The organism is uncultured Georgenia sp. (genome assembly GCF_937958535.1).
Classification (GTDB): Bacteria; Actinomycetota; Actinomycetes; order Actinomycetales; family Actinomycetaceae; genus Oceanitalea.
In genome coordinates, this window is sequence record NZ_CALGNQ010000063.1 from 1 (window position 1) to 5,955 (window position 5,955).

Below are 5,955 nucleotides of genomic sequence, written 5' to 3' on the forward strand. Positions count from 1 at the left end.
GTGCAGGATGCAGCGGTCCGGGCCACACAGCAGCATGAACTGGTTGTGGTATTCTCCGGGACCACGCCACCGGCTGCCGGGTCGGAGCTCGCGGCGGGTGCCGCGACGTCCGGCCCCGCCAGCCGGTCGGCGTCTACGGGCGCATCCGCTCGGTCCGCGCGCTCGGCCGCGACGGGCGCGTCCGCGCCCTCGGCGGAGTCGACGGCGCGTCCCACGCCGGCGGGGGGCACCCGGCTCCCGAGCCGGCGCTCGCTGCGAGAGCGTGCCGCGACGGCGTCCACCCGTCCCGAGACACCGCAGGAACGCACGGCAACGGGACGACGCCCCGTCGTCCGAGCGCCGCGCACCGCCCAGGGGGTGCGGTCCCTGGACTCCACCGGCCGGCTCACCGGTGTGCAGCCGGTGGTCCGGCCGGACGCCCCCCGTGGGGCGGGCGGTCAGGACTCGGGTGCGGCGGGCGCTCAGGGCTCCGGGCCGGGTGCCGGTCCCGCTCCGTGGGACACCCACGAGACCTTCTCCGTCGACCTGGACCCGCGTGAGGTCGACGCGACGGCGGGCGCCGGCCTCCCGGCGGTGCCCGAGACGCCACCGGTGCGGCGCCGCTCCGCCGCCGACACGACCGCCACGGGCACCGCCGCTGCCGCCGACCGCCACACCGCCGACACCGGCGCACCACCGGCTGCCCGGACGGACGCCGCCACCGACCCATCGCCCAGTGCTCGGCGTGCGGTGGACGGCGGCACCGCGGGTGCGTCGTCGGCCGCTCGACCCGGTGCAGCGCAGGCGGGTCGGCGTCCGGCGGACAGCGCCGTCGCCGGTGCGTCGCCGGCCGCTCGACCCCCCACGGACGCCGGCACGTCCCCTGCGGAGGCCGCCGACACCACCGACGCCCCGCGGCCCACCCGCCCCACCGGCCATCGCTCTCCGGCGGAGCACACCCCGCTGCGCGACGCGGCCCGTGACTTCGACCGGCGAGCCGGCGAGGCCGAGGAGGAACCGGTCTTCCCGCTGCGGCCACAGTGGATCGCGATCAGCAGCGTCTCCGGTGCGTCCCCGGACTCCGCCGAGGTCCCGCTGCCGAGCCGCCGGTCGCTGCGGGAGCGGATGGAGGAGCCCGCTCCCGCCGACCCGGAGCGTCCCAACCCGGCCGTGACGGTGGTCAAGGTCGCCGTGCTCGTCCTCGTCGCCGTCGTCATCGGCGCGCTCATCTGGCTCCTCGCCGACCAGGCGCTCGACGACGGGGCCGACGACGCCGACCTCGCCCGACCCTCCCTCCCCATCACCACCACCATCGACCCAGAGGAGCCCCGTGCCAGCTGACGAGAGATCCCGTCACCTCGCCGTCGTCGCCGCCCGAGCCGCGGCGGAGAAGAAGGCCGAGGAGATCATCGCCCTGGACGTCAGTGAGCGGCTCGTGCTCACCGACGCCTTCGTCGTCGCCTCCGGCGCCACCGACCGGCAGGTCCGGGCGATCGTCGACGCCGTCGACGAGGCGCTCCACCACGAGGGGGTGAAGGCGGCGCGGAAGGAGGGTCTCGCCGAGGCGCGCTGGGTGCTGCTCGACTACGGCGAGATCGTCGTCCACGTGCAGCAGACCGAGGACCGCGAGTTCTACGCCCTGGAGCGGCTCTGGAAGGACTGCCCGGTCATCGAGCTGCCGGCGGACCTGCACGAGACCGCGGACGGGGACGACGCCGGCGCGCCGGCATGAGCGGCCCCACCATCATCTTCTGGCGGCACGGGCAGACCGACTACAACGCTGCCGGACGGCTGCAGGGGCAGTCGGACATCGAGCTCAACACCACCGGCGTGCGCCAGGCCGTGCTCGCCGCACCGCGGATCGCCGAGCTCGGGCCCACCCGCATCATCAGCTCCGACCTCAAGCGGGCGATGCGTACCGCCGAGGTGCTCGGTGCGCTGACCGGGCTGCCGGTCGAGCCGGACCCCCGGCTGCGCGAGCGGTCGTTCGGCGTGTGGGAGGGGCTCACCCAGGCCGAGATCGAGGCCGGTTGGCCGGAGGCCTTCCGGGCATGGCGGCAGGGCGAGGAGCCGCAGGGGATCGGTGCCGACTCCCGGCACGAGGTCGGGCGCCGGGTCGCGGCGGCGGTGCTGGAGACGGTGTCGGAGGTGGACGACGACGGCGTGCTCGTCGTCGTCGCGCACGGCGCGGCGATCACCCTGGGCCTGACCCATCTGCTGGACCTGGACTCCGAGCGCTGGTTCGGGCTCGCGGGCCTGGACAACTGCGCCTGGGCACTCGTCGGCCCCAACCCGGGCCGCCGGCCTGGGTGGCGGCTGACCGCCCACAACCTGCGGGCCTGAGAGTGTGGTGGGCGCCACCGTCCCGGAATTGGTCAGCGGGGTACTGCGTCGTCTAGACTCGTCAACGGATCGCGGGGCTATGGCGCAGTTGGTAGCGCGCTTCCATGGCATGGAAGAGGTCGGGGGTTCGAATCCCCCTAGCTCCACCCCGAGACGAACGCCCCGCCACGTGCGGGGCGTTCGTCGTCTCCGTGCCCCTTCCCCCGACGAGCAGCGCTCACGCTGCGCGCCTCGCCCGACCGGAAGCACGCAGTGCACCGTCCGAGCGGACCCGTCGGTGCTGACGGGAGCACCCGGTGCACGTCCACCCCGGACGTGCGGGCGGACGTCACTCCGGGCGCGCGGAGGCGGCGGCCCGGGCTGCGGCGGGCAGCGCCGTCAGCACCCGCTCGACCGCCGCGTCGTCGTGGGCGGCGGACAGGAACCACGCCTCGAAGACCGAGGGCGGCAGTGCCACACCGGCGTCGAGCATGGCGTGGAAGAACGGCGGGTAGCGGTAGGCGTCCTGCGCCGTGACCTGGTCGTAGGAACGCACCGGCGCGGCGGCGGCTGCCTCCCCGAAGAACACCGAGAACAGGCTGCCGGCCCGCTGGACGCGGTGCGGCACCCCCTCCCGGGTCAGCGCCGCACCGACGGCATCGGCGACCACGCCCGCGACCTCGTCCACCCGGCGGTAGACCTCCGCGTCGGCCAGCCGCAGGGTGGCCAGCCCGGCCGCCGTCGCCAGCGGGTTCCCGGAGAGGGTGCCCGCCTGGTAGACCGGCCCGGTGGGGCTGAGCCGGTCCATGATGTCGGCCCGGCCGGCGACGGCGGCCAGCGGCATCCCCCCGCCGACGACCTTGCCGAAGGTGACGAGGTCCGGCGCCCATGCGGGCGCGCCGACCGTCGCGCCGGCCGCCTCCTGCTCCAGCCCCCACCAGCCCGCGGCGCCGACCCGGAAGCCGGTGAGCACCTCGTCCACGACGAGCAGCGCGCCGTGCTGCCGGGTCACCTCGCGCAGGAACGCGTTGAACCCGGGGTCGGGCGGCACGACGCCCATGTTCGCCGGGGCCGCCTCGGTGATGACGGCCGCGACCTCCTCACCCCGGGTGGCGAACACCTCGCGGACCGCTGCGACGTCGTTGTACGGCACGACGACGGTCTGCGCCGCCGTCGCGGCGGTGACGCCCGCCGAGCCGGGCAGCCCGAAGGTGGCGACGCCGGAGCCGGCCGCGGTCAGCAGCGCGTCCACGTGCCCGTGGTCCGGGTGGCGCTCGCGGCCCTCCGCGCCCGCGGCGTGGACGACGTCGCCGTGTGGTCGGCCTCCGGGCGCGCTGCCGACTTCGCCGAGCGGCACGGCGCCACGGAGGTCTCCGACCTCGTCCGCGCCGTCGCGGACGCCGACCTCGTCGTCACCTGCCGGGGCACCGGCCCGGCCGTGCTCGACGTCGCGACCGTGACGGCGGCGCTGGACGCCCGGCCCGCCGGCGCCGATCTCGTGGTCGTGGACCTCGCGCTCAACCGGGACGTCGAGCCGGCGGTGGGCGAGCTGCCCGGGGTGCGGCTCGTCGACCTGGCCACCGTGCGCGAGCACGTGCCGCCGACCACCGCCGCAGAGGTCGAGCGGGCCCGCGAGCTGGTCGACCGGGGCGTCGAGCGGCTCGCGGCGGACCTCGCCGGCCGGGCGGTCGACCAGGCCGTCGTCGCCCTGCGCCGCCGGGTGGAGGCCGCCGTCGCCGAGGAGATCGAGCGCCTCCCCGCCGACGGCGCGCTGCCCGTCGAGGATGCCGCCCGGGCGCTCCGGCGGCTGGCCGCGCGGCTGCTGCACACCCCCACCGTCCACGCACGCAGCGCCGCCCGCGAGGGCCGCGCCGTCGAGCACGTGCGGGCGCTGGAGCAGGTGCTCGGGGTGTCCGTCCCCGAGCACCGGTAGGCTCCCCGAGCGCCGGTGGGCACGGCCGGCCGGCGCCCACGTGCCCCGCCCGGGCGCCGTCGCGCCGTGCCCGTTCAGTCGTGCTCGGGGAACCCGAGGTCGAGCCCGCCGTGGCTGGGGTCCAGCCACCGGCTCGTCACCGCCTTCTCCCGGGTGAAGAAGGTCAGCCCGTGCCGCCCGTAGGCCTTGGCGTCCCCGAACAGGGACGCCTTCCACCCTCCGAAGGAGTAGTAGGCCACCGGCACCGGGATCGGGACGTTGACCCCGACCATCCCGGCCGTCACCTCGAGCTGGAAGCGGCGCACCGCCCCGCCGTCGTTGGTGAAGATCGCCGCGCCGTTGCCGTACGGGTTGGCGTTGACGATCTCCAGCCCCTCCTCGTAGCCGGAGACCCGCACGAGGGAGAGCACCGGCCCGAAGATCTCGTCGGTGTACGCCCGGGACGACGTCGGCACCCGGTCGAGCAGGGTGGGCCCCAGCCAGAATCCGGAGGGGTCGCCGTCGGGCTCGATGGTGCGGCCGTCGACGACGAGCTCGGCACCGTCGGCCACCGCGACGTCGACGTAGGAGGCCACCCGGTCGCGGTGCTCCCCGGTGATGAGCGGCCCCATGTCGGTGCCGCGGCGTCCGTCCCCGATCCGCAGGCCGGCCATCCGCTCACGGATCTTGGCGACGAGCTCGTCGGCGATCGACTCCACCGCGAGCACCACGGAGATCGCCATGCAGCGTTCCCCGGCGGAGCCGTAGCCGGCGTTGACGGCGGCGTCGGCGACGAGGTCGAGGTCGGCGTCGGGCAGCACGAGCATGTGGTTCTTCGCACCGCCCAGCGCCTGCACCCGCTTGCCGTGCGCGGTGGCCGTCTCGTACACGTGCTTGGCGATCGGGGTGGAGCCGACGAAGGAGATCGCCGAGACATCCGGGTGGGTGAGCAGCGCGTCCACGGCCTCCCGGTCGCCGTGGACCACGTTGAACACCCCGTCGGGCAGCCCCGCCTCGTGGAGCAGGGCGGCCAGCCAGCTCGCCGCGCTCGGGTCCTTCTCCGAGGGCTTGAGGACCACGCCGTTGCCCGCCGCGACGGCCAGCGGGAAGAACCACAGCGGCACCATGGCCGGGAAGTTGAACGGGCTGACGATCCCGACCACGCCCAGGGGCTGGACCACGGAGTAGACGTCCACCCCGGTGGAGACGTTGACGGAGTACTCGCCCTTGAGGTGGGCCGCCGCGCCGCAGGCGAACTCCACGACCTCCAGCCCGCGGGCGATCTCCCCGCGCGCGTCGGAGAGCACCTTGCCGTGCTCCGCGGTGATGATCTGCGCCAGCTCGTCCTGCCGGGCCGCGAGCAGCTCCCGGAAGGCGAACATCACCTGCTGCCGCTTGGCCAGGGAGACCTGGCTCCATGCCGCGAACGCCTCCCGCGCGGCGCCGACCGCGGTGTCGACGTCCTGCGCCGTGGCGAACCGGACATGCCTGGCGACCTCGCCCTTGGCCGGGTCGTACACCGGTCCCGTGCGCGTGCCGGTGCCGCGGTGCGGGGCACCGGCGATCCAGTGGTCGAGGACCTCGGTCCCTGTCGTGGTCATGGGTGTCTCCTTCCGGGTGATCGGTCAGCCGAGCAGGTCGAGGGCGAGCACCTCGTCGAGGGCGGCCACCCCGCGGGCGACCTCCTGGGCGGTGATGACGCACGGCGGCACGACGTGGATGCGGTTGTCGACGACGAGGGG

The 5,955-nt window shown here is 75.4% G+C and carries 5 protein-coding genes, 1 tRNA gene and 1 pseudogene; 5 read left to right on the forward strand and 2 right to left on the reverse strand.

Annotated elements, in window-relative coordinates:
* The first annotated feature begins 357 nt into the window (after nucleotides 1–357).
* From Q0195_RS03850 to Q0195_RS03865, 4 genes are all read left to right on the forward strand, one after another.
* Nucleotides 358–1,320 (forward strand): hypothetical protein, encoded by a 963-nt coding sequence (locus Q0195_RS03850; protein WP_299274809.1) that lies wholly within the window; start codon nucleotides 358–360, stop codon nucleotides 1,318–1,320.
* The gene (rsfS, locus tag Q0195_RS03855; protein ID WP_299274812.1) at nucleotides 1,310–1,711 is read left to right on the forward strand and encodes a ribosome silencing factor; all 402 of its coding nucleotides are present in this window, start codon (nucleotides 1,310–1,312) and stop codon (nucleotides 1,709–1,711) included. Before Q0195_RS03850 ends, rsfS begins: the two co-directional genes overlap by 11 nt.
* Nucleotides 1,708–2,322 carry a histidine phosphatase family protein gene (locus tag Q0195_RS03860; RefSeq protein WP_299274814.1) on the forward strand — a complete coding sequence of 205 codons (615 nt, stop codon included), beginning with the start codon at nucleotides 1,708–1,710 and terminating at the stop codon, nucleotides 2,320–2,322. The genes rsfS and Q0195_RS03860 overlap by 4 nt, the downstream gene beginning before the upstream one ends.
* A 73-nt stretch (nucleotides 2,323–2,395) precedes the next feature.
* Nucleotides 2,396–2,468: transfer RNA gene (locus tag Q0195_RS03865), tRNA-Ala, on the forward strand.
* 182 nt (nucleotides 2,469–2,650) lie between these two features.
* Here the strand turns inward: Q0195_RS03865 and Q0195_RS03870 are convergent.
* Nucleotides 2,651–3,562, reverse strand: a pseudogene (locus tag Q0195_RS03870) (aminotransferase class III-fold pyridoxal phosphate-dependent enzyme); the annotation flags it as partial.
* A 51-nt stretch (nucleotides 3,563–3,613) separates the two neighbouring features.
* On the opposite strand from Q0195_RS03870, the gene Q0195_RS03875 reads away from it, so the two are divergent.
* Nucleotides 3,614–4,234, forward strand: a complete 621-nt coding sequence (locus Q0195_RS03875; protein WP_299274820.1) for a hypothetical protein — start codon at nucleotides 3,614–3,616, stop codon at nucleotides 4,232–4,234.
* A gap of 74 nt (nucleotides 4,235–4,308) precedes the next feature.
* On the opposite strand, the gene Q0195_RS03880 is transcribed toward Q0195_RS03875, so the two are convergent.
* The gene (locus Q0195_RS03880; RefSeq protein WP_299274817.1) at nucleotides 4,309–5,814 is read right to left on the reverse strand and encodes a CoA-acylating methylmalonate-semialdehyde dehydrogenase; all 1,506 of its coding nucleotides are present in this window, start codon (nucleotides 5,812–5,814) and stop codon (nucleotides 4,309–4,311) included.
* Between the last annotated feature and the right edge of the window lie 141 nt (nucleotides 5,815–5,955).

Bases quoted from the DNA above. Each gene is read 5' to 3' on its own strand.
- Q0195_RS03860 (WP_299274814.1), top strand. From the start codon at position 1,708: ATGAGCGGCCCCACCATCATCTTCTGGCGGCACGGGCAGACCGACTAC.
- Q0195_RS03880 (WP_299274817.1), bottom strand. From the start codon at position 5,814: ATGACCACGACAGGGACCGAGGTCCTCGACCACTGGATCGCCGGTGCC.